The sequence below is a fragment of the Pirellulales bacterium genome (assembly GCA_019694455.1).
Lineage (GTDB): Bacteria > Planctomycetota > Planctomycetia > Pirellulales > JAEUIK01 > JAIBBY01.
Window position 1 is genome coordinate 1 of record JAIBBY010000056.1, and the last position, 24,013, is coordinate 24,013.

Here is a 24,013-nt window from a genome sequence, read left to right on the forward strand (position 1 = left end):
GCCCTGGTTGCCTTGGCCTCGGCGGTGCTACATGGCGAGATCGACCTGCGCGCCGCCGTCGACGCGCAGGCGGCCGTCGCGGCGCTCACGCGCCTGCCAGGCATCGGCGATTGGACGGCCAGCTACATTGCGATGCGGGCGCTACACTGGCCCGACGCCTTTCCGCATGGCGATCTGGTGCTGTGCAAGGCGGCGGGTGGCGTCACGGCGCGCGAGTTGTTGCGAATGGCCGACACATGGCGACCGTGGCGCGGTTACGCGGCGCTACGTCTTTGGAACTTGATGTCGATGGCGCCCCCAGGAGGAACCCCATGAACCGGCCCGAGTCAACACTGGTGATCGACAGCCCGATTGGCGGCTTGGCGATTTCGTCAAACGGCGCCGCGCTGACGCGCATCGACTTTGTGAGGCCGCCGCGGTCAGCCGTCGCCGATCAGGGAGACGACTTGCTGCGTGAGGCAGCGCGACAATTGCGCGCTTACTTCGCTGGCGAGCTAGCCGAGTTCGATCTGCCGCTCGATCCGACGGGCACCGAATTTCAACGACGCGTCTGGAAAGCGCTCTGCGCGATACCCTGGGGTCAAACCGTGAGTTATACGGAGGTGGCTCGCCGCGTGGGGCAGCCCACGGCAACGCGCGCGGTGGGGGCCGCCAACGGGCGGAATCCCATCGCCATCGTCATCCCCTGCCATCGCGTGATTGGCGCCAACGGCTCGCTGACAGGCTATGGCGGCGGTCTGCCGATCAAGCGTTGGCTGTTGGCGCACGAAGGCAGCGGCGAAGACTCGCGGCCCGAGCGAAATACCGTGGTCACGGAGCCGTGAACACTACGGCGCCTTCCTTGACGGTCGTTAGCACGCGCACCGATCGCAAATGCATCGGCTCGACGGCAAGCGGGTTGTCGGACAGGATGACCAGATCGGCCAGCTTACCCACTTCCAGCGAGCCCTTGGATTGCTCCTCACCGTATTGGTAGGCGGCGTGAATTGTGAGCGCCCGGAGTGCTTCGGCGGTGGTGATCCGTTCTTGAATGCCGATCACCTCACCCGAACGCGACACGCGATTCACGGCGGTCCACATGGTGAATAGCGGGTCGAGCGGCGTGACGGTGTAATCGGTGTGGTTTGTGCCGCGCAGACCAAGCCGCTCGGCGGTGCGCATGGGGCTCAAGAAGTATGCGCGGTCACGGCCGAGGTTCTGCACATGCACGTCTCCCCAAAAAAAGGCGTGATTGGTAAAGAACGACGGCTGCACGCCGAGGCGAACGAATTGTTCGAGTTGATCGGGACGCGCAAACTGCGAATGGATCATCACCGGTCGGCGGTCGCTTTTGCCGTCGCCCGCAGCCTTGCGGTGCGCGGCCAGCGCCATGTCGATGGCGGCGTCGCCATTGGCATGAGTGAAAACGCGCACGTCGTGTCGATAACACAAGGCGTACATCTCATCGATCGCGGCCTGCGTCATGTTCGGTTCGCCGCGCCAGGGACGTTGCCCCACCGGCCCTGCCGTGGCGAGCGGCTGGCTCCAATACGCCGTCTTGCCTTGCGGCGAGCCATCGGCAATGCACTTCACCGCGCCCAGCTTGAGGCGGTTGTGGTAGACGCCAAAATCGTTGCCCGGCTGTCCGACGATGCGCGCTGCGTCGGTGAAGAAGGGGATCGCCACCAAGTCGAGATAGAACAGCTTTTGCTCTGCCGCTTGGCGTAGCAAATTCAGATCGCCAAACTGCGTGGCCCCTTCCTGAATGGTGGTGTAACCGGCGCGGGCGTATTGTTCCTGGGCGGGCTTCATTGCCGCCAGCAGCGCCTCGGTCGATGGCTTGGGTAGCGCCGCGAAGATCGGCAGAAACGCATTCTCCATGAGCAAGCCGGCGGGCTCCTCGGAGCCGGGCTTGCGCATAATCACGCCGCCAGCGGGCGTCTTGGTCCCCGCGTCGACCCCCACCTTTTTGAAGCCAGCCGAATTGAGCACGCAGCCGTGATTAGAAACGTGAATCAGCATCACCGGATGGTCCGGAAAGGCGGGGTCGAGATCATCACGCGTGATATCGCGACGTTCCTTGAGCGTGCTCGCGTCATACCCATAGCCGATGATCCAGTCGCCGGGCGCCGGGTTATCGCGCTCTTGCACGCGCTTTAGCTCGGCTACGACATCGTAAATGCTCGTCACTTGCCCCACCGGCGGCGCCGAGACATTGGCCCAACCGACAACCTGCAGCGCATTGAGGAAATGGCTATGCGGATCGATGAAGCCCGGCACAAGCGCGTGGCCGGCGAGGTCGACCATTTCGGTGCTGGAGGACTTGTGGCGAAAGACTTCCGCCTTGCCGCCGACGGCGAGAATTTTGCCGCTGGCAATGGCCAGCGCCGCGGCAGTTGGCGAGCGATCGTTGACGGTGAGTATCGTTCCGCCGTAATAGATGCGATCGGCCGTTTCTACGCCCCAGGCCCGCGCGCCAGCCAACGCGCCGCCGAACAGCGTGCAGCCGAACAAGATCAGCGATACACGTACAGGAACATGTCTCGTTCTTGCGAGGCCCATCGTACACCAGAATCCTTTCTTGCACTGCGCGCCCGTGCGCGACGGGCGCTTAGCGCTTGGGGCCGGGCAGCGGGGCGTCAGTCGGGCCGAAGCCTTGCGTGTGGATCTCGCGCGCGATCGCTTGGCCGAGCGTGCTGTGATGTCGGCCGTAGAACATATAGATGGCCAATCCGGCGGCGAGCCACACCGCCAAGCGCAGCCAGGTTTCCCACGGCTGAAAGAGCATCATGATAAAGTTCACCAAAATGCCCAGCGGCGCCACGATGTAGATGGCCGGGCAGCGGAACGGCCGGTTGACGTCGGGTCGCTGCACGCGGAGCATCAGCACCGATCCGCAAACGATGACGAACGCCATGAGCGTGCCGATGTTGACCATCTGTTCGAGGATGTGAATAGGCGTGAACGCCGTCGCCAGGCAGATGACTCCGCCCGTGAGCATGGTGGCCAGATGCGGGGTGCGGTACTTGGGATGCACATCCTTGAAAATGGGGGGCAACAGGCCATCGCGCGCGATCGCCAAAAAGACGCGCACCTGACTGAGAAACGTGACCAACAGCACGCTTGTCATGCCCGCCAATCCACCAGCGGCGACTAGTCCATTCGACCAGCGCAACAGCGGACTGGGATCGGTTTGGGCTTTCTGCCGAAAGGCCGCGGCCACCGCGGCGTCTTGATGAATTTCTGGATATGGCACCATGCCGGTGATGACCGCCGCCACGCCAATATAGAGCAGCGTGCAGATCACCAGCGAGGCGAGGATGCCAAACGGCACGTCGCGCTGCGGATTGATCGCCTCTTCCGCGTGCGTCGAAATGGAATCGAAGCCGATATACGCGAAAAACACCATGGCGGCGCCCGCCATGATGCCCGAGAAGCCATACGGCGCGAACGGACTTTGCACCGCCTTATCAATGGGCGTCAGCCATTCGTTGATGCCGAGCAGTCCCAAAATCCCCCACTTGGCGGCTGGGTCGGCGCCTGGCTTGTCGATGCGGGCAGTGACCGGTATCTCGGTCCAGTTCGAGGGGTTCACATATGACCAGCCGACGATGATCACAAAAATCACCACCGCCAGTTTTACAACCACCAGCACAGCGTTGGTCCGCGCGCTCTCGCGAATGCCGAGCACCAAGATCCAGGTGATGATGCCCATGATGATGGCGGCGGGCAGGTTGACAATGCCGTGCGTCTCGGCGCCGTGAATCTTGGAGAAGGGATCGGTGATGAAGCGCGGGTCGATGATCGGCGCGCCCAGCGCATGGAGCAACTCGTTGAGATACTTGGGCCAGGCCGCGGCCACCGTGGCGCAGGCCATGGAGTATTCGAGGATGAGGTCCCAGCCGATGATCCAGGCAAAGACCTCGCCGAGCGTGGTGTACGAATAGGTGTAGGCGCTGCCGGCCACCGGCGCCATAGCGGCGAACTCGGCATAACACAGCGCGGCCAGCGCGCAGCCTACGGCCGCCACCGTGTAAGAAATCAAAATGGCCGGGCCCGCGTCGACTGCCGCCACCCGGCCGGTCATGACAAAGATGCCGGCGCCGATGATCGAACCGATCCCCAGCGCCGTGAGCGAGACCGGTCCCAGCACGCGGTGCAACCGGTGCTCCCCCGCCATCTCGTCCAGCAGAATCTCCAGCGACTTCTTGCGAAACAGTTGGTTCAGGCTCATCTGTCGCGCCTTGTAGTCTGGACGATTCTGCCGGACGGTGACCGATCGCGAGTGGCGACTAGCTCGCCATCTCGGGGGTTTCGCGCTTGCTCTGCCACACGGCCCAGATCAGGCCGAGCGCACATACGCCAACCACCACCCAAAACATCGTGGGATTTGTTTCAGCGTTGCCGACGCTCACTCGATTTCGATTGAGCAGTCCCACCATGTCCTTATCGAATGGCAAGATCAACGGGATGATGAGCAGGCTGACCATGTTCATCACCTTGATCAGCGGGTTGATCGCCGGGCCGGCGGTGTCCTTGAGCGGATCGCCGACCGTGTCGCCGGTGATGCTGGCCTTGTGCTTCTCGCTGCCTTTGCCGGTGTTGGCGTCCATGTTCTTGGGTTCGTCTTCCACCAACTTCTTGGCGTTGTCCCAGGCGCCGCCGGCGTTGGCCATAAACACGGCCAAGAGTTGACCCGAGACGATCATGCCCGCCAGGAATCCGGCCAAAGCGATCGTGCCCAGCGTAAAGCCGACCAGGATCGGCGTGAGAATCGCCAACAGGCCCGGGCCGATCAACTCCTTCTGCGCCGAGGTGGTGCAGATATCGACCACGCGCCCGTAGTCGGGCTTCTTGGTCCCTTCCCAGATCGCCTTATCGCGGAACTGAATACGGCATTCCTTGACGATCAGGTAGGCCGCGCGACCGACGGCGCGAATGGTCATCGAGCTGAAGAGGAACGGCACGGCGCCGCCGAGCAACATGCCGATGAACAACTTGGGATCAGAGATGGTGAGGGTCGAGGCGACCGCTTCATAGACCTCTTGGCCGATAAGCTCGCTCTCCCCCTTGCCGCCAGAGCCGATGGTCACCACGTAGCTGTTGAACAGCGACACGGCCGCGATCACGGCCGAGCCGATGGCAATACCCTTGGTGATGGCCTTGGTGGTGTTGCCCACCGCGTCGAGGTCGGCCAGGATCTGGCGCGACTCCTTGTATTGGGCTTCGCCCATCTGGGCCTTGTCGTAGCCCATTTCGCCGATGCCGTTGGCGTTGTCGGCCACGGGGCCGAACACGTCCATCGAGATCGTGTTGCCGGTGAGGGTGAGCATGCCGATGCCGCACATCGCCACGCCATAGGCAATGAACGTGGCGCTGGTGCCGGCGTAGACCAGGGCACTAGCCATGATGGCGCCGGCGATGATGATTACCGCGGCCACCGTGCTTTCGTACCCCACGGCAAAGCCTTGAATAATGTTGGTGGCGTGCCCCGTGGTACAGCTTTTTTGCAAGCTGCGCACCGGCGAGTATTCGGTGCCGGTGTAGTATTCGGTGCACTTGTTGAGCACCACTGCCAGGATGATGCCAATGAGGCAGGTCCAGGCCGGCCGCATGTCGAGACCCGGCATGCCAAAGGTTTGCCACGTTGCCAGCCCAGCCGTGACATTCTCCGCCGTGGCGCCAGGGAAACCGGCGGCCGCCTGAGGATAGCGATCGAGATACGCCTGGTCGAACCGCAAATAAGCCATGCCCAGGGCCAAGAATCCGACCACGCTGATGACCGAACCAATCACGAAGCCGCGGGTCACGCTCTTCATGGCCTCGGCCACGCTGCCTTTGTCTCCCGCCCGCACCGAGTAGGTGCTGATAATGCTGGCAATGACGCCAATCGAGCGGACGAGCAACGGGAAGATCACCCCTTTGTGACCAAAGCTGGCGTAACCCAAGATCATGGCGGCCACGATCGTGACTTCGTAGCTCTCAAAGATGTCGGCGGCCATGCCGGCGCAGTCGCCGACGTTGTCCCCCACGTTGTCGGCGATGGTGGCGGCGTTACGCGGATCATCTTCGGGGATGCCCGCCTCGAGCTTGCCCACCAGGTCGGCGCCGACGTCCGCGGCCTTGGTGTAAATACCGCCGCCCACACGCATGAAGAGCGCGAGCAGCGTGCCACCGAAGCCGAAGCCCAACAGGGCCTCGTAGGCGTGTTCGCCATAGATCAAAAAGATCACCGAACCACCGAGCAAGCCCAGGCCGTCGGTCAACATGCCGGTGATGGTGCCGGTGCGATACCCCAATTGCAGGGCGTTGCCAAAGCTGGTCTGCGCGGCCGTGGCGACCCGCAGGTTGCCAATGGTGGCCAGCCGCATGCCGACCAGGCCCACCATGGCGGAGAAGAACGAGCCGACAAAGAAGGCGATGGCTCGCCCCCAGGCAATGGCTGGATCAGTCTCGGGGTTGGCCTTGGCGGCAAAGTACAGCAAAGCGGTGATCACCAGAATCAGGATGAACACCACGCGAAACTGCCGTGTCAGATAGGCGTTGGCGCCTTCACGCACCGCCTGGGCAATTTCCTGCATACGGGGCGTCCCTTGCGGGGCGTTCTTCACTTGTCCCACCAACATGCCGGCATAGGCCAAACCGGCGAACGCCACAATCACGTTGGCGATCAGCGCGATTTTTTCCATCGAGCTGTACTTTTCGCTCACCATCGGCTCGAACAGCACGATCTTGCCGTGTGCCTCGGTCTCCGCAGGCGCCGCCGCCTCGGGAGGGGCCGCTTCCAGTTGGGCTTCGCTTTTTCCCATTTCTGGCTGAGTGCTCGGAACGTCAAGCTGCCGCCAACCGGCCGCGGAGACGATTCCTACGAGAACCAAAGCCATCCAGATTGTGGTAGCTCGTCTGCTCATTGCTGAACTGATCCCTCTATATGACCGCGAGAAGTAGCTGTTTTTCGCCATTGAGAAGCCGAAAAGATACCGTATGGCGCTAACGATGGATAGCACTTTTGGGAGCAATTTTTTGACTCCCTAAGGCAAGCGGCGTAGCGACTTGCGTGTGGCGGTCTTGGCTGAGGGCAAGCGTTGCCAAACAGCCATCGGCAGAACGCCGGAGATTGGCCAACCACTGGTCGGCCATACGCAAAGATAGACGAGCTTTTCGGCCCACAATGGCGGCCGCAAGGCATGTAGCTGCCGCGGCGATTAGAAGAATCCGCCGCCGCTACGCGAATTTGATGCACTAACCTTGGCTTCTGCCTTTTCCTGAGCGCCGCGCGCGCCCTGGGGAATTTGTTCGCGCGGAGGGGGTGCCTTCTCTCGCGCGGTTACGGCAGCGGGCGCGAGAAGTTGCTTTAGTAGGTTATCTAACTTGTCATGGATTGTCTCAGTTTGAGTCACCACCAACACGCCACGAAAATATTCAACCGCGCCCTGTCCTCCAGCGTCGCCCCAGGAGTCCGGTGCAATCGTATTCACGACTATGCTGATTAACGACTCGTGATCCTCGCGGCATTTGCTGATCGTTACCATATCCGCGACTGGGTAGACCCGCGTCACAAGATGCTCGGAGGCCGCGTCTCTGGTGGTGATGACCAGCACCTGATTCTTGACGATCCAGGCCAGATCGAGGTTTTCCAACATCAAATCCAAGGCATTGCGCAGCTTGACGCCAGAGAGATGAAGATTCACGGGGGTATCGGCGGCCACACCCGCCTCTTCGAGATGCCTGGAATCCAATTGAATCGGTATCTTGTGAAGGTCCGCAAAGTACGCGATGACCTCGTTAAGGGGCGTCTCGACGAAGTCGAGCGTCGTCGGCTTGTCGAGTTCCTGGCGAATCTTGGCGGTGATCGCATCGTCCGTAGCGCCCAGTGAGCCAGCCACTTGTGGCGCTGCGGCATCGGCGACAACTGGCGCCGATGGTTCTTCAGCCCACGCCAGGCCCGTCGTGCATACCAAAGCCGCCAAGATGAGCGATCGCATGATTCTGCCTCCCGATGGGGAAACCGCGTTGAACTTGGGTCCAGCGCACTTCACGCTACTACCGCCGCGCAAACGCCGCCAGCATTTTTTCCAAGAACTGGACCGGCCGGACCGGCTATTGCCTCATACGGCCAAGCAGCATGGCGCATTGTCAAATCTCAGCGTTTGGGATGACAATGCACGACCGCCGAACAGGCCAGCGCCGCGGCGGCAAGCAAAAACCTAGGGCTCATGAGAGCATCGCCGCCGGCGGCCAAGCCAAATCGAGGGAATTCATGGGCGCAGAAGAGTGGATATCTGACTCCTATTACGATGCTCTAGGAGGCCAACACTTTGCCCCGCGAAGTACCATTGCGGCGATTCGGCTGGCGATGGGACTTGATGAGTCGGCCCCCGAACCCAAGTATCCCCCGGTTTATGTGATTCGCGCCGGCCACGAGTTGTCGCTGGCCGCGCCGGCGGAGATACAGTTGGAAGATGGCGCCACGCTCCGCGCCACCGACCGCCTGCCGGGCGACCTGCCGCTGGGCTATCACCAATTGCGGTACGACGACGCAGCCGCATCGATTCCGCTCATCATCAGTCCAGGCAAGTGTTACCTGCCCGACGGTTTGAAGTTGTGGGGCTGGGTGGCGCAGCTCTATTCGGTTCGCTCGCAAGCCAGTTGGGGCATCGGCGACCTGGCCGATTTGGAGCAGCTTGCGCGCTGGAGCGCGGGCCAAGGCGCTGGGCTATTGGTGGTGAACCCTCTTTCGGCGCCCGCGCCGGTGCTGCCGCAAGAGGCCAGTCCCTACTACCCCAGCAGCCGGCGATACCGCAATCCGTTGTATCTGTGCGTCGATCGTGTGCCGGGCGCCGCGGAGGTGGCCGACGCGCTGGCGCCATTGGCGCGCGAAGCGCATCTGTTGAACCACGTCTCGCGCATCGACCGCGACGCGATTTATCGGCTCAAGCTGCTCGCTCTGGAAAAGCTGTTTGCGCGCTTTACGGGCGATGCCGACTTCGACCGCTATCTGGCCGAGCAGGGAACGGCGCTCACGGAGTTTTCCACCTACTGCGCGCTGGCCGAGCGGCACGGCGCCTATTGGCCACAGTGGCCCACCGAACTGCGACATCCCACTAGCGCGGCGGTGGCCGAGTTTCAACGCGCCGCGGCGGAGCGCGTGCGTTTTCATGCCTGGCTGCAATGGCTGTTGGACAGTCAACTGCGCGAGGCGGGGCGGCATCTGCGGCTCATGTCCGATCTGCCGATTGGTTGCGACATCAGCGGCGCCGATGCCTGGGCCTGGCAGGACATGATCGCCGCCGACATGCAGATTGGCGCCCCGCCCGACTTGTATAACACGGCCGGCCAGTGCTGGGGGATGCCGCCAATCATTCCGCACAAACTGCGTCAGGCGGGCTACCGACCCTTCATCGAAACGATTCGCGCCAGTCTGCGGCACTCGGGAGGCGTGCGGATCGATCACATCCTCGGCTTCTTTCGCTTGTTTTGGATACCGCAAGGCGCGCCGGCCAGCGATGGCGCCTATGTCAGTTACCCGGCCGAGGAACTGCTCGATATTCTCGCGCTCGAAAGCGTGCGCGCCGGCGCGGTGATCGTGGGAGAGGACTTGGGCACTGTCGGCGGCGACGTGCGGCAATGGCTCGCCGAGCGGAGGCTGCTCTCGTATCGCGTGCTGTACTTCGAGCCCGAACCGCCGCGCAATTATCCGTATCTGTCGCTGGCGACGGTCTCGACGCACGACTTGCCGACCGTGGCCGGCCTGTGGAGTGGCGCCGACGCCGAGGATCAGGTGCAATTGGGCATTAACCCCAGCGCCGATCTGATGGAGCGGCCGCGCGAACAACTAGCGCGGCTAGGGGGCTTGGCTCACAACGCGCCGGTGGACGACGCCATCTTGGCCGCGCATCGCGCCCTGGCCGAAGCGCCATCGGCCCTCATCACCGCGACGCTGGAAGACGCCGCCGCGCAGGCCGAGCGGCCCAACATGCCGGGCACAGTCGCGGCGCAGCGGCCCAACTGGTCGATCGCGCTGCCATTGTCGCTTGAGCAACTGCTGGCGGCGCCGCGCACGAAAGAGATTGCCGCGGCGCTCACTCAAACGCATGGCGCGCCGCCCAACAACTAGAACTGCGAGCCGTTCTGCGTCCAACTTTCGATGACGCGCACATTGTCCCAGGTGTACGGTCCCACGTTGATGGTGCTGTTCAGGTAGCGCGTGCCCACCTGATAGTAGTCGCCCGTGGGGCGCGTGAAGGCGGGGCCGCCGGCGTAGCGGCGACCGATCTCGACCGGCCGCGCCGGATTGTGGCTGTAGTAGCTGGGCCGAAAGATCCAGCTATTGCCGCCTGCCTGGGTCAGCGATGGCAGTGCGAGAACGGCAAACAAGACGAGTGGGGCGAGGAGGCGCTTCATGGCGGTGAGTCGGCGAGGAGGGACCAGGTGCAGCGTAATGGCGCGTCCTGCGTGACGGGTGTTCCTACTGCGGATGTTCGACCATCAACTGCTCGGCCGCCACGTCGTACACATATTTGTGTCCCTCGGGCAACTCGGGCAGGTTGATGTAGTTGGCCTTGATGATCTTGTCGAAGAACTCCTGCTCGCTCTCGGGCGAGCGTCCTTCGGAGGCCTTGAACAAGCTCATCGCCTGCGGAATTTGAATGTTGAAAGCCACCTGCTCCTTGGCGATGAAGTAGGTGTTGATCGGCGTGGTGATGATGTCGCCCGCGGTCGGTTCGACCGGTACCGGGTCGCTTTGCTTGCCGACACCCACGGTCGCCTCTTCGCGCACCATTTCGGGGGCGGGTTCCGCCGCGGGGGCCGCGGCTTCCACAGGCGTCTCGACGGTTTCGGCAGTTGGTTCAGTCGCCGCGGGCTCGGTGGTCGATTTGGGCGGCTCGCAGCCAAACCACACGACCAGCGTCAGGGCGAGCATCAATTTCCAGGCGATTGCGGTTCTCATGGCAAGTTCCATGTTGATTAGGGGCCAGCGGCGATACTAGGGAGAAAGTCGCCAGTTCCAGGCCTCCATTTCGGCCAACAGGTTCCGTTTAGTCAGGTCGTAATGGAGAGGTGTGACGGTCACATGCCCTTTAGATAGGGCGGTCAAGTCGGTTTCGTGCTGACTGGGGGGGGGCGGCGGGTCGCTGGTCGCCCAGTAATAGTTGCGACCGCGCGGGTCGACCCGCTTCTCGAAGCCCTCGCCGTAGCGAGCAATCCCCATCGGGACCACCTTGACCTGCGGTTTCCCCTGGAGCGCCGCCAGCGGCATGTTGAGATTATAAAGCTGCGGCGTCGCGCCGCGCTTCTCCAGTATTTGCTCGATCACTCGCCGCGCGATGCTGGCCGCGCGCGCGTAGTCGGCCGTGGCGCTGTACTCCAACGACACCGCCACGCTCATCAGATCGAAAAAGGCGCCTTCGATCGCTGCCGCCACCGTGCCCGAGTACAGCACGTTGATGCCGGCGTTCAATCCCGAGTTGATGCCCGACACCACCAGGTCGGGTCGCTTCTTGCAAAACTCGAAGACGCCGATCTTCACGCAGTCGGCAGGGCTCCCCTCGACGGCGTAGCCGCGCAGCCGGCGATCATCGTCGAACACCTCTTGCACGACGAGCGGACTAAGAAAGGTGATCGAATGGGCGACGCCGCTCTGCTCGACCAGCGGCGCCACCACGCACACATCTCCCAAGGCCGCCAGTTCGCGCTCCAAGGCGCGCAGGCCCGGTGCGTAGATGCCGTCGTCGTTGGTGAGCAAGATCTGCACGAGTTGCCTGCTGAATGGGTTGCTCGAATGGGGCTGGCGCCGCGAGGGTTCACTATAGTGCGGTGAGATTAGACGGCATAGGGTTGGCTCGGTAGTGGCGTGGCGCGCCGATTGCTACAACAAGCAACCTGAGCAAGTGGGCGCGCACGATGGGATCGAGAGGAGCCTTGCCATGACCACCGACGCCGCGGCCAAGGGGCGCCGCTTTCTGTTCTTTGTTGAAGACATCTACGAAGACCTGGAATTGTGGTATCCCAAGCTGCGCCTGATCGAGGCCGGCGCCGAAGTGGTGGTGGCGGGCCCCCAGGCGGGACACGTCTATCACGGCAAGCACAGCTACCCGTGCAAGTCAGACGCGGCCATCGCCGACGTGCAAGCGCGCGACTTTCATGGCGTGGTGCTCCCCGGCGGCTTCTCGCCCGACAAGCTGCGCCGCGATGCCAAACTACTGGAGTTGATTCGCCAGTGTAGCGCCGATGGCAAAGTAATCGCGGCCATCTGCCACGGCGGCTGGATGGCGATCTCGGCCGGCGTCTATCGCGGCGTGCGGGTGACAGGCTCCCCTGGCATCAAGGACGATTTGGTCAACGCCGGCGCCATTTGGGAAGACGCGGCGGTGGTGGTCGACCGTCACTTTGTCTCCAGCCGCAAGCCCGACGATCTGCCGCTGTTCTGCCAAGGCATCTTTCAAGTGCTGGCGGGCAAGTAACGCCGCGAATTACGGGTTGGTGAGCGGGCGGCCGTTCGCCATACTTGGCGCGTGACAAGCACTCGGCCCACGGTTCTGATTCTCGGCGCAGGAATCAACGGCTGCGCGCTGGCGCGCGAACTGGCGCTGTCGGGCGTCGATATCCATTTGGTGGATCAGGCCGATATCGCCTTTGGGGCCACCGCCTACTCGTCGCGCCTGATTCACGGCGGACTGCGCTATCTGGAATATGGCGAGTTCGACCTGGTGCGCGAATCGCTCGCCGAGCGCACTCGGCTGTTACGCCTGGCGCCGCAGTTCGTGCGGCCGCTGCAACTCTTTATTCCCACCGACAACCGCTTCGGCGGATTGGTCTCGTCGGCGGCGCGATTCTTAGGCTGGCCTAAGCGCTGGGCCGAGGCGCCGGCCGGCCGCCGCGGCGCGCTGCTCGTGCGCATGGGGCTATGGTTCTACGACACCTACGCCCGCGATCCGTCGCTCCCCAAGCGGGCGACCCATCGCGCCGGGGCGCCCGATGTGGTGCGCGTCGACGCGAGCAAATTTCGCTGGCTCTTGTCATATTACGACGCGCAGGTGCGCTACCCGGAGCGGTTCACCGTGGCGCTGGCCACCGACGCCGCGCGCATCGCGGCCGAGCAAGGCGCCGTGTTTCGCTTGCACACCTACGCCCACACTCGGCTGGCGGGGCGCCGCGCGAGCATCCACTCGGTATCGACGGGCGAAATGCTCGACGAATTTGCGCCAGACGTGATCGTGAACGCCACCGGCGCCTGGGTCGATCTGACATTGGCCGAGTTGCACGTGCCTTCCAAACCGCTAATGGGAGGCACCAAGGGGAGCCACTTTGTAACGCATCACGCTGCCTTGCGCGACGCGCTCGACAGCAAGGCCATCTACGCCGAGGCGACCGATGGCCGGCCCGTTTTTATCCTGCCGTTTGGCGATGGCGTGCTGGTGGGCACCACCGACGAGCCCTACTCTGGCGACCCGGCCGACGCGCTGGCCAGCGGCGCCGAGATTGACTACCTGCTGGCCACCGTGAATGACATTGTGCCCGGTGTGGATATCAATGCCGCCGATATCGACCTGCACTATTGCGGCGTGCGTCCGCTGCCGCGCGTCGCCGCCGATCGACCGGCGGCAATCACCCGCCGGCACTGGATACAGGAGCATCGCGACCAGACGCCGCCGCTCTATTCGATCATTGGCGGCAAGCTCACCACCTGCCGGTCGCTGGCTGAGGAGAGCGCGCGCACGATACTCAAGCGCCTCGATCGAGAGCCGACAACCAATTCGCGCGAGCGTCTGTTGCCGGGCGCCAACGATTATCCCACCAACGCGACCGACATCGCCGCGCGCCAAGCGACGATTGCGCGGTGCGTGAGGCTGACCACGCAGCAGGTCGCCGCGGTGTGGGCCCTCTGCGGAACAGATTGCGAAACGGCGCTCGCCGGCGAAGACCACGACCCGGCAAGCCTCGCCGGCACGTCGTTGCCGGCGCGGTTCGCGCGGCACGTCATCCGACACGAATGGGCGACCACGCTCGATGATCTGGTCGAGCGGCGACTGATGCTGTTGTTTCAGCCCGCGCTGTGCGTCGCATGTCTGCGGCAACTGGCGGAGTTAATGGTGGCAGAAGGAAAATTGCAGCCACCTGCGGTCGATGCCGCCATCGAGACGACGATCACTCGGCTGGCGACCCACTTTGGCAAGCGCGTGGCGCCGCTGGCAACTTAATCGGCGATCCAGTAACGGACAATGCAGTACACCGCGTTGATCGCGTCTTTGAAGCCGATCTTCTTGCCTTCGGAGTAGTCGCGGCCAGAGTACGAGATCGGCGCCTCGTAAATCCGATACTTGCGGCGGGCGATCTTGGCCGTCAGTTCCGGCTCCACGCCAAAGCGGTTCTGCCGAATCGTGATGTCGCTCAGCACCTCGCGCCGAAAGACCTTGTAGCAGGTCTCGATGTCGGTGAGGTTGAGATTGGTGAAGACGTTCGACAGGAACGTGATGATCCCATTGGCCACGCGATGCCAATACAGGTGAACGCGGGCGACCTCTCCCTTGAAACGCGAACCGTACACCACGTCGGCCCGGCCATCGATGATTGGCTGCAGCAGCTTGCGATAGTCGTTGGGGTCGTATTCCAGATCGGCGTCTTGAATGATGACCACGTCGCCCGTGGCGGCGGCGAACCCGGTGCGCAGCGCCGCCCCCTTGCCTTGATTGCGTTCGTGCAAAATCGCCCGGATCCCTGCGCGCTGGGCCAAGCGCTGCACAATCTCGCGCGTGCCGTCGGTGCTGGCGTCGTCGACCAGGATGATTTCCTTGGGGATCGGCGCCGCCTCCACGCGGCGGACAATTTCTTCCAACGTGCGCGACTCGTTGTACGCGGGGATCACCACCGACAATAGAAAGTTCGCCGGCAATTCATAGACGCCAAGCTGCTTCAGCGCCCCGGCGCCAAGCACGCGGCCAAGCTGCGCCACCAGCGCTTCGTCGTCCGCCTCATTGGCGGCGCTGCGACCAGCCGGCGACAACTCGCGAGTAGGGTGGGCGGCATCCAAGTGGGCCGGCGGCTGGTCCATGACAAGTTCGCGAAGGTTCAGCTTGGGCCAGCCCGAGGCCAACGGCGGCGCTTCAGGCGTCCAGGCATATTCGTTTTTTAGCAGGCTCACGCAGGCGCTCCCAGGCGTCGGGCGAATCTTGTCCGACAATTCCGGCAAAGTCGTCAATAGAAACATAGCTTGCGAACCGAGACCCGCTGGGCGTCCATCTTTGCCGGCAACAGGTGTCGGGCGTGAATGGCTCGCTTGCCCAAAAGCGGCGTTGTCGCAAGACTTGGGTAGCGCGGCCCGCGCGCAAGTTTTTTCCGCAGGGGGACCTCGATGCCCAACTATTACGACATTCTTCAGTCGCTGCGCCAGGCGTTTCCGCAACCCGTCTCCGATCCGGTGCATGACGCCTATTTTGTCTATTCGATCTCGCGGGCCTTGGATCAGGTCGACGCTCTCAAGAGCCAGGCGCCAATCCTTGGCGAAACCACCGAATGCGATTGGGCCGCCGCGCGCGGCGCCCGCATTGCCCAGCAAGGCGAGTCGCTAGAGGCGGTCATTCCGCAGTTGGTCAGTTATTTGCAGGGGATGTTCATTTGGGGGCATCCGCGCTGCCAGGTGAACGTGACGCCGGTCCCTTCGATTGCCAGCATCATCGGCACGCTGCTCCCCGCCACTTACAACCCCAACCTGTGCAGCGAGGAGAGCGCGCGCCGCGTGGCCGAGGCCGAGGCGCGCGTCACCGCCATGACCGCCGCGCTAGTCGGCTACGATCCCGAGCGCGCCGGCGGCCTGTTCACCTTTGGCGGATCGGGCGCGATGCTCTACGGGCTACGTATCGCCCTGGAGAAGGCCATGCCCGGCACGCTGCTGCACGGCCTGCGCGAGCCACCGGTGGTGCTCGCTTCGGATCGCAGTCATTACTGCGCGCTGACTGCCGCCAGCTGGCTAGGCATTGGTGAGGAGAATCTGGGGCGCGTGGCGACGCACCTGGACAACTCCATTGATTTGGCCGCGCTGGAGCAGGCCGCGCGCGACGCGCTGCACGCCGGGCGCAAGCTGGCGGCGATCGTCGCCACGGTCGGCACCACCGACGCCTTTGGCCTCGACGATCTGGAGGCGATAGTCGCGCTGCGCGATCGGCTGGTCGACGAGTTCCGCCTCGACTATCGGCCGCATGTGCATGCCGACGCCGTGATCGGTTGGGCCTGGTCGGTGTTCAACGACTATGACTTTCGCGCCAATCCGTTGGGCTTTCGCGGGCGGACGGTGCGCGCCTTGGCGGCCGCGCAATACCGCGCGCGCCATTTGCATCTTGCCGATTCGATTGGCGTCGATTTTCATAAAACGGGTTACACGCCGTATGTCTCCACGCTGGTGCTGCTCAAAGATGGCACGGACCTCCAGCGCATCGCCCGCAGCCATGAGAAGATGCCGTATCTGTATCAGACCGGCGAGCATCACCCCGGCATGGTCACGCTCGAAACGACGCGCAGCGGGCTGGGGCCGATGGCGGCGCTAGGCAACCTGCTGCTGTTTGGTCGCGATGGGCTGCGCTGCCTCCTGGGGCATGCGGTCGAGATGGCCGAAACGCTGCGCGAACTGCTCGAGGCGCATCCCAATCTCAGCGTGCTCAATGGGCAAAACGTGGGGCCGGTGACGTTGTTTCGCGTGTATCCGCCTGACGTCGACACGTTCACGGCCAAGGATCGCGAGCGCGAGGATCCCAGCTATCGCGACGCGCTGGTCAAACACAACGCCTACAACCGGCGTATCTTCGAGCGCGTGTACAACGAGGCGCTCGCCGGGCGCGGCGTGGCCATCTCGCTGACCGAATGCTACCGCGAGAGCGACTACGGCGAGCCGATCACCGCGCTTAAATCGTATGTGCTGTCGCCGTTTGCCGAAGAGACGCAGATGCGTTCGATTGTCGATAGCGTGCTGGTCGCGCGCGACGAGGTGGAGCGAGCGGGTTAGCGGGTGCGGGGCCACCCATCACGCGATCAAGTCGTGAACCACGTCCCCCGCGGCGATGGTCAGCGCCTGCCCGCCGTCCACCATGGCGCCGACCAATAACAAACACATCGTCAGGCGCCGAAAGCGGCTTGCCGCCATGATTCGCCTCGCGTTGTTTGAGCAAGGGGACCCCCTGGTCGCTTCACGCCGCCACGGCGCGGCGGGTCTCCTCGCGGATGCGGTGGACGATTGCGCCCAAACCTCGGGTGCGCATCATACCGAGCGCCTCGACTAGTCCCAGGCGATTCAGCAAATCGGTCGGTACAGCGAGCACCGCCTGCGGCGGCTTGCCAGAAAGCGCGCTCACCAGAATACCTACAAATCCTTTGACGGTGGGCGCCTCGGGCGCGACATCGGCCTGGATTCGCACCAGGCCGTCGACCAGATCGACCCACAAAAACACCGGCGTCTGGCATTCATGAACGCGATGCATGCCAGCGGCCTTTTCGGCCTCCAGTTCGGGCGGCAGTTTCGGCAGGTTGTCGCAATACTCCAAGAGCAGCTCTAACCGTTCGCGCGGTTCCAGGTCGGCGAATTCGGTGACTAGCTCGTCGAGTTGCACAGGCTCGGCGCTGGTCATGTGGCGGCGCTCGCCGGCTCCTCGGCAGGCTTGGCCTCTGGCATCCCTTTCTCGACCGGCACGCCGACCAGGTTGCCCCACTCGGTCCACGAGCCGTCGTAGTTTTTCACGTTCTTGTAGCCGAGCAAATACTTGAGCACGAACCAGGTGTGGCTCGAGCGCTCGCCAATGCGGCAATAGGCGATGATCCGCCCGCGTCGCGACAGTCCGTTCTCTTTAGCGTACAGCTTTTCCAGCTCGCGCTTGGTCTTGAAGGTGCCGTCCTCGTTCGCGGCTTTCGACCACGGAATGCTCACCGCCCCCGGAATGTGGCCGCCGCGCAGCGCCCCTTCTTGCGGATAGTCGGCCATGTGCAGCATTTCGCCGGTGTATTCGCCCACCGAGCGAACATCAACCAGCGGCCGGTTGGCTTTGCAGTGCTTCAGCACTTCATCGCGGAAAGCCCGCACGCCGGGATCGGGCTCTTGAGCCGTGTAGTTGCCGCGCGGATAGGCGGGTTCAGTTCCGCGCGTCAACTCGCGACCGTCAAGTTCCCAGCGCTTGCGACCGCCGTTCATCACGCGGCAGTCGGCGTGGCCGTACATCTTGAAAGTCCAGAAGGCGTAGCAGGCCCACCAGTTGCTCTTGTCGCCGTAAAAAACCACGGTGGTGTCGTTCGAGATTCCCTTCGAGGCGCATAGCTCTTCAAAGGCGCTCTTATTGATGTAGTCGCGCACGATCTGGTCTTGCAGGTCCTTGACCCAATCGATGCGCACCGCCCCCGCGATGTGGCCTTGGTCGTAGAGCAGCAGGTCTTCGTCTGATTCAACGATGCGAACGTTCGGATCTCCCCGATGCTGTTCGACCCAATCGGTCGACACCAACACTTCTGGATGCGCGTATTCGGCTGCCATGGACTGTTTCCCCCCTACGGGTTTTGGTCGATCAGACGCGGCCCGCTGGCGGGCGAGCGACCGTTTTGAGGCTTCTAAAGGATTGCGGCCAGGCTCATTGGGCCGGCGACAGCGATTTTATGGCTTTTTCGCTGCATTGCCTACCGGGGAGGGGGGCGCCGCGGATTGGGACCGTGTAATCGGGGGTCGTCCAATGGTAAACATTAGCGTCGGCCGATCGGTCCGGCTTTAATTGCACAAGAGGCTCGCGGTCGGATGTTCCCAAGCTCGGCGGCAAACACCGTTTTCGGCAAGCATACATGACAAGCATTCTGGTCATCGAAGACCAACGCAAGTTGCTGCGCACCTTGGAACAAGGTTTGACCGAAGAGGGGTACGAACCGCTCTGCGCCGCCACCGGCGAAGAGGGGTTTCAGTTGGCCAACGAGCGCCCCATCGACGCGATCATCTTGGACCTGATGCTCCCCGGACGAGATGGCCTGCAAATCCTGCGCGATCTTCGTGGGCGCGGCTTCTCCAAGCCGATTCTGGTGCTTACCGCGCGCGACACCGTCGACGACCGTGTGCAAGGCCTGGATAGCGGCGCCGATGACTATTTGGTTAAACCGTTCGCCTTCGCCGAACTGGTCGCCCGCCTCCGCGCGCTGTTGCGCCGCGAAATCGGCGGACGCGAATTGACCCTCAAGGCGGATGGGCTCGAGCTCGATCTGGTCAGTCGACGCGTGACGCGCCAAGGCAAGGAGATCGATCTGCGCAAGCGCGAGTTCGAATTACTCGAATACTTGTTGCGAAACAAGAACGCCACCGTCACGCGCGACATGATTGCTCGCGAGGTGTGGAAAGAAACGACCGGCGTGCTGACCAACGTGATCGACGTGTACATCAATTTGCTGCGCAAGAAAATCGAACTGCCGAGTCAGCCGCCGCTCATTCACACAGTGCGCGGTATGGGCTACTCGCTGCGAGAACTGGCATGAAAGCGCTCGGCATCCGTGGGCGGCTGACGCTGTGGTATGGCGGCGCGTTGGCGGCCGCGCTCTTGTTGTTCAGTTTGCTGATGTACTACTTCATGGGGCATCAGCGCTGGATGGACGAGCAGTTGGTGGCCGAGCTGAAAGAATTGACCGCGTTGGTCGCCGGCGCCCCCACGCGCGAGGCGGTGATCGCCGGCTGTGAGGCCAAATTCCGCGGCCGCGAAGGCTTTCGCTATCAGGTGCGCGTGCGCAATGGCGTCACACTGTTTCGCAGCGATCGATTGCATCGCAGCGACTTGCCGGTCGATGTCGCCCAGGGGGGCGGGCTTCAGATCGAGGACCATCATATTGCCGCTGTCGGCCATTATCGCGTGGCCACCATTCCCGTCGGCAATGCGGGCGGCAATTACGTGGTGCAGGCCGCCATGTCTCTATTCTTTTATGACTTGCGGATGTGGCAAATGCGCATCGCCCTGGCTCTGGCCGCGCCCGCGTCGCTGGCCATTGCCCTTGTGGGCGGCTACTTGCTCGCTCGCAAGGCGCTGGCGCCAGTCGACGAGATGGCCGCCGCCGCCTCGCGCATCACGGCGCACGACCTGAATCGCCGTATCGAGGTGCCGGGCTCGGCGGATGAGTTGACTCGCCTGGGTGAAACACTGAACCACATGATCGCTCGTCTCGGACGCTCGTTCGATGAGGTGCGCCGCTTCACCGCCGACGCCGCCCACGAACTGCGCACCCCGCTGGCGATCATGCGCAGCGAGGCCGAAATCGCGCTGCGCACTCCGCGCGACCCCGACGAGTACCGCCGCGTGCTGGAAAGCATCCTCGAAGAGACGTCGCATCTCACCCAACTGGCCGAACGGTTGTTGTACTTGTGCCGCGAAGACTCCGGCATCAGCAGCGCGCCGCTCGAGTCCGTCGCGCTCGACGAGTTGCTCGACGACTTGTGCGAACAAATGCAACTGGCGGCCAACGAGCGCAACATCGTGATTCACTCCGCCATCGATCGCGACTGCGTGGTTCGCGGCGACGTGCCGCGCTTGCGCCGGCTGTTTCGCAACTTGCTCGACAACGCCACCAAATACACCGCTCCCGGCGGTTCGGTGCGACTGACCACGCGCGTGCTCGAACGGCAAGTCGAGATCGCAGTTCAAGACAACGGCTGCGGCATTCCACCCGAAAGCCTGCCCTTCATCTTCGATCGCTTTTATCGTGTCGACGCGTCGCGCAATCCGGAAGTCAAGGGAACCGGGCTGGGGCTGGCCATTTGCCGCTCGGTCGTCGAGGCGCACGGCGGCACGATCGACGTCGAAAGTCGCTATGGCGTCGGCACAACCTTTCGTGTGCGGCTACAGCGAATCGACACGAAGAAGCCAGTCCAGTCCAGTCCGCCGCGCGAGGCCGCCGGCTCACGCTAAATTCTTGTGTCACGGAGGACAAACATGACCGCGCAGCGATCGCCCGGCATGCGGCGCAACATCGAACTCAAGGCACGCTTGCGCGATCCCGCGGAAGCGCGCGGCGTGGCCGAACGCCTCGCCACGGCCAATGCGGGGCCGCAACAGCAGATCGACACTTACTTTCATTGCCGCCACGGTCGGCTGAAACTCCGCCAGATTGATGGTCTCTCCGCGATGCTGATCGCCTATCACCGCCCAGACCAGAGCGAGTCGAAAGGGAGCGACTATCTGCTGACGCCGGTGGCCAATCCCGAAACGCTCAAGCAGACGTTGGCCAGCGCGCTGGGACTGTGGGTAGTGGTCGAAAAGCGCCGCGAAGTCTACTGGTGGAACAACGTGCGCATTCACTTGGATGAAGTGGTCGGCCTGGGGGCGTTCTTGGAGTTCGAGGCGGTGCTCGACGCCGACCACGACGACCGCTCTGGCCACATGCAACTTGCCCGGCTGAGCGGCGAGTTTGGCATTCAGCCCGCCGATCTGGTTGAGGGGTCGTACAGCAACCTGTTGATCGCGATTGCCAGGTAGCGCACATACCTTGCCGGCTGCCCCTTCTGATCGACCGCCGCCATGTCGTAGAATCAACGGTTTGGCGGCATTGGGTTGCTCAGTTCGCGCGGAGCCAGCATGTATCCGGGCATCGATGGTTTTCTCGGCACGCGCGCGTCGCTGATGCTCGACATCGTCGTGGTGGCAATGGTCTTCATCTTGGCGCTGATGGCGCTGAGTATCTGGCTGTCGCGTGGCCGGCGGAGCTTTCAACGGCACAAGTGGCTACAGTTGGGGCTGGCGACCGTGTTGGCGATCACGGTGACGTTGTTTGAAGTCGATATGCGGATCAACGGCTGGCGCGAGCGCGCGCAGGCCAGCCCCTACTTTGGGACCAACGAGGCGCACGGCGCGGTCTTCACCGCGCTCTATGTGCATTTGGTGTTTGCGGTCAGCGTGCCGCTCGTCTGGGCCGGCGTGATTGCCGCCGCGCTGTGGCGATTCCCCCGTCCCCCCGCGCCGGCCGCGCACAGTCGCACGCACCGGCTTTGGGGGTGGATCGCCGCCATCGACATGGCGCTGACCGCCGTGACGGGCTGGATTTTCTACTGGCTGGCGTTTGTCGCCAGCTAGCGCATGCGTCAGGTGACCGGCGCCGCCACGCGCTGCTGAGCGCAGTGGTTTTGCATCAGCACCACGCGGTTCACAGCGTCCAAAAACGCGCGGGCGCTAGATTCCAGACTGTCGGTCGAAACGCCGCGGCCGCGATAAAGCTGGCCCTCGTGTTCCACCTCCACGGTCACTTCCGCCTGCGCGTCTTTGCCTACCGACACGCTATGCACCTGAAAATCGCGACAGCGCAGCGTGACGCCGGTGATTTCCTCGACCGCCAGGAAGATGCAATCCACCGGGCCGTCTCCCTGCGACACCTCGCGAGTCACCACTTCGCTGCCGTTGTGCAGCGACAACCGCACGCAAGGCGCTTGAGCGCCGCCCGAGCGAATCTCATACGCCTCAAAGCTCCACCGCTCGCCCACCTCGCGAATTTGCTGCTCGATGAGCGCGGCGAGGTCGCTGTCGTAGAGCTCTTTCTTTTTGTCGGCCAACACCTTGAACTGGTCGAACACGATTTGCAGTTGCTCGGTGTCCAAGTGATAGCCCATCGCCTTGGCCCGATCGGCCAGCGCCGCGCGGCCACTGTGTTTGCCGAGCACCAGATCGGTCTTGGCGAAACCAACATCCTCGGGCCGCATGATCTCGTAAGTGGTGCGTTCCTTGAGAAAGCCGTCCTGGTGGATGCCCGCCTCGTGGGCAAAGGCGTTGCGCCCGACAATTGCCTTGTTGCGCTGCACCTGCAAGCCGGTGATGTGCGACACCAGTCGGCTAGTTGGCACCAACCGTTCGGTGACAATGCCCGTGCCGCAGCGGTAGTAATCGTGCCGCGTCTTGAGCGCCATCGCCACTTCTTCCAACGAGCAGTTGCCGGCCCGCTCGCCGATGCCGTTGATGGTGCACTCGATCTGTCCGGCGCCCACTTCCACCGCGGCCAGACTGTTGGCCACCGCCAGCCCCAGGTCGTTGTGGCAGTGTACGCTAACCACCGCGCGGTCGATGTTTGGCACACGGTTGATCAAAGAGCCGATCACATGCGCGTAGTGCGCCGGCGTGGCGTAGCCCACCGTATCGGGGATGTTCACCGTGGTGGCGCCGGCGGCGATGGCCGCCTCCACCACCTGGCACAAAAAGTCGATCTCGGTGCGCGCCGCGTCTTCGGGAGAAAACTCGACATCCGCGCAATAGGCGGCCGCGCGACGCACGCCCGCCTTCGCCCGTTCGATGATTTCTTCCTTGGTCATCTTGAGCTTGAACTCGCGATGGATGGCGCTGGTCGCCAAAAAGACATGAATCCGGGCCTGCTCCGCGCCGACCAGCGCCTCCCAGGCGCGGTCGATGTCGGCGTCGTTGCAACGGGCCAGGCCGCAAATGACGGCGCCGCGGACCGAATTGGCGATCTCGCGCACAGCTTCAAAGTCGCCGGGGGAAGCGATCGGGAAACCTGCCTCGATGATGTCGACCTTCAAGTCGACCAGCGCCTGGGCGATCTCCAGTTTTTCGGCGCGGTTCATACTGGCGCCGGGCGATTGCTCGCCGTCGCGCAGCGTGGTGTCGAATATGCGAATGTGTCGAGTGGCTGAAGCGGACATAACGAATAGCTCTTTCTGGCAAGCGTTGAACGAACAGTAGCGAATAGCGCGTTAGGCAGGCCGACGCGGGGTCGGCCTCGGTAGCACCAGTCGCGCCCTCGGTTCGCGCTGCCAGCGATGCGTAGGCGATATCATGGAAAAGTCGCGTTGCAAGTTGATGTGACAATCCATCGGTAACAAAAAAACCCCGAGACCGGTCAGGCCTCGGGGTTCTTGATTATCTACACAATACGTGTGCGGATCCCCTACGGCCTCCCCGCCGGGAGTAGCGGCAGCAAGCTCGCAAGTAGCAGGGCGGAGGTCAGGATCATCACACAATGCTCGTTTCGTGCGAAAACGGTCAATCGTTTCAACACTCTAGCCACTTACAGACAGCGGGTCAAGAAATCTGGTTCGCCC

General features: G+C 63.0%; 21 protein-coding genes. 10 read left to right on the forward strand and 11 right to left on the reverse strand.

Going from position 1 to position 24,013, the window contains the following annotated elements; all coding sequences use genetic code 11:
* On the forward strand, positions 1-315 hold a 315-nt coding region (locus K1X71_17720; protein ID MBX7074984.1), incomplete at its 5' end, for a hypothetical protein.
* Positions 312-824: a methylated-DNA--[protein]-cysteine S-methyltransferase gene (locus K1X71_17725; GenBank protein ID MBX7074985.1), complete on the forward strand. Its 513-nt coding sequence runs from the start codon at positions 312-314 to the stop codon at positions 822-824. The genes K1X71_17720 and K1X71_17725, both read left to right, overlap by 4 nt.
* Here the strand turns inward: K1X71_17725 and K1X71_17730 are convergent.
* From K1X71_17730 to K1X71_17745, 4 genes are all read right to left on the reverse strand, one after another.
* Positions 811-2,541 (reverse strand): amidohydrolase, encoded by a 1,731-nt coding sequence (locus tag K1X71_17730; protein ID MBX7074986.1) that lies wholly within the window; start codon positions 2,539-2,541, stop codon positions 811-813. The genes K1X71_17725 and K1X71_17730 overlap by 14 nt on opposite strands.
* A gap of 49 nt (positions 2,542-2,590) precedes the next feature.
* Positions 2,591-4,213 (reverse strand): amino acid permease, encoded by a 1,623-nt coding sequence (locus K1X71_17735; GenBank protein ID MBX7074987.1) that lies wholly within the window; start codon positions 4,211-4,213, stop codon positions 2,591-2,593.
* A gap of 58 nt (positions 4,214-4,271) precedes the next feature.
* The gene (locus tag K1X71_17740; GenBank protein MBX7074988.1) at positions 4,272-6,890 is read right to left on the reverse strand and encodes a sodium-translocating pyrophosphatase; all 2,619 of its coding nucleotides are present in this window, start codon (positions 6,888-6,890) and stop codon (positions 4,272-4,274) included.
* 294 nt (positions 6,891-7,184) lie between these two features.
* Positions 7,185-7,964 carry a hypothetical protein gene (locus tag K1X71_17745; GenBank protein ID MBX7074989.1) on the reverse strand — a complete coding sequence of 260 codons (780 nt, stop codon included), beginning with the start codon at positions 7,962-7,964 and terminating at the stop codon, positions 7,185-7,187.
* 275 nt (positions 7,965-8,239) lie between these two features.
* Here K1X71_17745 and malQ point away from each other — a divergent pair, with 275 nt between their 5' ends.
* The gene (malQ, locus tag K1X71_17750) at positions 8,240-10,096 is read left to right on the forward strand and encodes a 4-alpha-glucanotransferase (protein MBX7074990.1); all 1,857 of its coding nucleotides are present in this window, start codon (positions 8,240-8,242) and stop codon (positions 10,094-10,096) included.
* On the opposite strand, the gene K1X71_17755 is transcribed toward malQ, so the two are convergent.
* The 3 genes from K1X71_17755 to surE form a co-directional block, all read right to left on the reverse strand.
* Positions 10,093-10,383, reverse strand: coding sequence for a hypothetical protein (locus tag K1X71_17755; protein MBX7074991.1), 291 nt, complete (start codon positions 10,381-10,383; stop codon positions 10,093-10,095). The genes malQ and K1X71_17755 overlap by 4 nt on opposite strands.
* Positions 10,384-10,447: 64 nt before the next feature.
* Positions 10,448-10,930, reverse strand: coding sequence for a hypothetical protein (locus K1X71_17760; GenBank protein ID MBX7074992.1), 483 nt, complete (start codon positions 10,928-10,930; stop codon positions 10,448-10,450).
* Positions 10,931-10,966: 36 nt separating this feature from the next.
* Entirely contained in the window at positions 10,967-11,734 is a 768-nt protein-coding gene (surE, locus tag K1X71_17765) for a 5'/3'-nucleotidase SurE (GenBank protein MBX7074993.1), read from the reverse strand.
* A gap of 172 nt (positions 11,735-11,906) precedes the next feature.
* On the opposite strand from surE, the gene K1X71_17770 reads away from it, so the two are divergent.
* Both K1X71_17770 and K1X71_17775 read left to right on the forward strand, forming a co-directional pair.
* Entirely contained in the window at positions 11,907-12,443 is a 537-nt protein-coding gene (locus tag K1X71_17770) for a type 1 glutamine amidotransferase (protein ID MBX7074994.1), read from the forward strand.
* A gap of 51 nt (positions 12,444-12,494) precedes the next feature.
* A complete protein-coding gene (locus tag K1X71_17775) occupies positions 12,495-14,180 on the forward strand; it encodes a glycerol-3-phosphate dehydrogenase/oxidase (GenBank protein MBX7074995.1) in 1,686 nt (561 codons plus the stop codon).
* On the opposite strand, the gene K1X71_17780 is transcribed toward K1X71_17775, so the two are convergent.
* Positions 14,177-15,031 (reverse strand): glycosyltransferase family 2 protein, encoded by an 855-nt coding sequence (locus K1X71_17780; protein ID MBX7074996.1) that lies wholly within the window; start codon positions 15,029-15,031, stop codon positions 14,177-14,179. The two genes, K1X71_17775 and K1X71_17780, sit on opposite strands and share 4 nt — an antisense overlap.
* 300 nt (positions 15,032-15,331) lie before the next feature.
* Between K1X71_17780 and K1X71_17785 the strand changes: the two genes are divergently transcribed.
* The gene (locus K1X71_17785; protein MBX7074997.1) at positions 15,332-16,975 is read left to right on the forward strand and encodes a hypothetical protein; all 1,644 of its coding nucleotides are present in this window, start codon (positions 15,332-15,334) and stop codon (positions 16,973-16,975) included.
* 181 nt (positions 16,976-17,156) lie between these two features.
* Here the strand turns inward: K1X71_17785 and K1X71_17790 are convergent, their stop codons facing one another.
* Complete coding sequence (locus K1X71_17790) at positions 17,157-17,594, reverse strand: SufE family protein (GenBank protein ID MBX7074998.1); 438 nt, start codon at positions 17,592-17,594, stop codon at positions 17,157-17,159.
* Entirely contained in the window at positions 17,591-18,487 is an 897-nt protein-coding gene (locus K1X71_17795) for a sulfurtransferase (GenBank protein MBX7074999.1), read from the reverse strand. The genes K1X71_17790 and K1X71_17795 overlap by 4 nt, the downstream gene beginning before the upstream one ends.
* 299 nt (positions 18,488-18,786) lie before the next feature.
* Between K1X71_17795 and K1X71_17800 the strand changes: the two genes are divergently transcribed.
* The 4 genes from K1X71_17800 (at position 18,787) to K1X71_17815 (ending at position 22,043) form a co-directional block, all read left to right on the forward strand.
* Entirely contained in the window at positions 18,787-19,464 is a 678-nt protein-coding gene (locus K1X71_17800) for a response regulator transcription factor (protein ID MBX7075000.1), read from the forward strand.
* Positions 19,461-20,882: a HAMP domain-containing protein gene (locus tag K1X71_17805; GenBank protein ID MBX7075001.1), complete on the forward strand. Its 1,422-nt coding sequence runs from the start codon at positions 19,461-19,463 to the stop codon at positions 20,880-20,882. Before K1X71_17800 ends, K1X71_17805 begins: the two co-directional genes overlap by 4 nt.
* 24 nt (positions 20,883-20,906) lie before the next feature.
* Positions 20,907-21,449: a class IV adenylate cyclase gene (locus tag K1X71_17810; protein ID MBX7075002.1), complete on the forward strand. Its 543-nt coding sequence runs from the start codon at positions 20,907-20,909 to the stop codon at positions 21,447-21,449.
* Between the two features lie 99 nt (positions 21,450-21,548).
* Entirely contained in the window at positions 21,549-22,043 is a 495-nt protein-coding gene (locus K1X71_17815) for a DUF420 domain-containing protein (GenBank protein ID MBX7075003.1), read from the forward strand.
* An 8-nt stretch (positions 22,044-22,051) separates the two neighbouring features.
* On the opposite strand, the gene K1X71_17820 is transcribed toward K1X71_17815, so the two are convergent.
* On the reverse strand, positions 22,052-23,614 hold the full coding sequence (locus K1X71_17820) for a 2-isopropylmalate synthase (protein ID MBX7075004.1): 1,563 nt from the start codon (positions 23,612-23,614) through the stop codon (positions 22,052-22,054).
* Between the last annotated feature and the right edge of the window lie 399 nt (positions 23,615-24,013).